The organism is Parafrankia sp. BMG5.11 (assembly GCF_004337455.1).
Map to the genome: position 1 here is coordinate 1 of NZ_SJXI01000198.1, position 1,803 is coordinate 1,803.

The window sequence follows — 1,803 nt, forward strand, 5'->3', positions numbered from 1 at the left end:
CGGGCGCCTCTACTCCAACAAGGGAGCGATGACGCCTGGGGTCACCGGGGAGACCGTGGACGGGATGTCACTACGCAAGATCGACGCTATTATCGAAGCGCTTCGCCATGAGCGCTACCGATGGAACCCGGTCAAGCGGATCCACATTCCGAAGAAGAACGGCAGGACCAGGCCTCTGGGGCTGCCGCCGTGGTCGGACAAGCTGGTCGGTGAGGTGGTCCGCCTGCTGTTGGAGGCGTACTACGAACCGACCTTCTCCGATCTGTCTTACGGTTTCCGTCCTGGCCGGGGATGCCACACCGCACTATACGGGACGTGGCTGATACCTGGACTGGGACGACCTGGTTTATCGAGGGAGACGTCGCCGACTGCTTCGGGAGCTTCGATCACCAGATCATGCTCTCGATGCTGGGCGAGACGATCCACGATGGCCGGTTCCTGAGGCTGATGCGTAACATGCTTACAGCCGGATACCTGGAGGACTGGGTCTGGAACGCGACGCTGAGCGGGGTACCGCAAGGCGGTGTCGTCTCACCCGTCCTCTCGAATATTTACCTGCACCGGTTGGACTCTTTTGTTGAAACGGTTCTGATCCCGGAATACACCCGAGGGCGGGTCCGTGAGCAGGACACCGCCTATGCTAGGGTGCGCGCCGCCAGGGACCGGGCATACCGGCGCGGCAACCACACGCAAGCGCGGAAGCTGCGCCAACAGATGCGGACCATGCCCAGCGGGGATCCTTACGATCCCGGCTACCGGCGGTTGCGCTATGTTCGGTATTGCGACGACACCCTGCTCGGGTTCGTCGGACCCAAGGCCGAAGCCGAGGAGATCAAACAGCGCCTGACAGCGTTCCTACGCGACGATCTCGCCCTGGAACTCTCGGACGACAAGACACTGATCACGCACGCCCGCACCCAGGCGGCGCGTTTCCTCGGATACGAGATCACCGTGCTTCACAACGACCGCAAGGTCACCGGCGGCAAACGCAGTGCCAACGGCACCGTCAGCCTCCGGGTACCCGAATCGGTGATCAGAGCCAAGAAAGCCCCCTACACCTCGCGCGGCAAACCCGAGCGCAGGCCCCGTCTGATCAACGAGGACGACCACACCATCGTCAGCACCTACGGGGCCGAGTGGCGGGGCGTCGTCCAGTACTACCTGCAGGCCGGGAACGTTCACCGTCTCTACCGGCTGCACTGGGTCATGGAGACCTCGTTGCTCAAGACCCTGGCCAACAAGCACCGCTCGTCGGTGTCGAAAATGGCCCGTAAATACGCGGCCACCGTCGACACCCCGCACGGGCGACGCAAGTGCTTCGAGGCCACGGTCGAACGCAGCGGCAGGAAGCCACTGGTCGCACGGTTCGGCGGTATTCCACTCCGACGGCGCCGCGACGCGGTCATCTCCGACCGCGTCCTGGTCCCGGGCGTCGTCCGCCACACGGAGCTGGTCACCCGGCTCCTGGCGAACCACCGCGAGATCTGCACGAGCACGGACGGCATCACCGTGCACCACGTCCGGCGCCTGTCAGAACTCGAACGTCCCGGACAATCGCAACCGGCATGGGCGGCCCACATGGCACGACGGCGACGCAAGACCCTCGTGGTCTGCCGTTCCTGCCACGACGCCATCCACGCCGGAAAACCCAACCCGCAGCTCACGTCATAGTCACCGGAGAGCGACGTGCGGTGAAAGTCGCATGCGTCGTTCGGGCTGGGGGCCGCCGGAAAAGGACCCGCACCCGCGGGCACCTCGCCGGCGGCCCACCAGTGCCCCCAGCTCGAAGACCTGTTCCGGCTG

1 pseudogene is annotated in these 1,803 nt (G+C 64.8%); it reads left to right on the forward strand.

Going from position 1 to position 1,803, the window contains the following annotated elements:
- Nucleotides 1-1,671: pseudogene (locus tag E0504_RS53955) on the forward strand (reverse transcriptase domain-containing protein); the annotation flags it as partial.
- Nucleotides 1,672-1,803 lie beyond the last annotated feature (132 nt).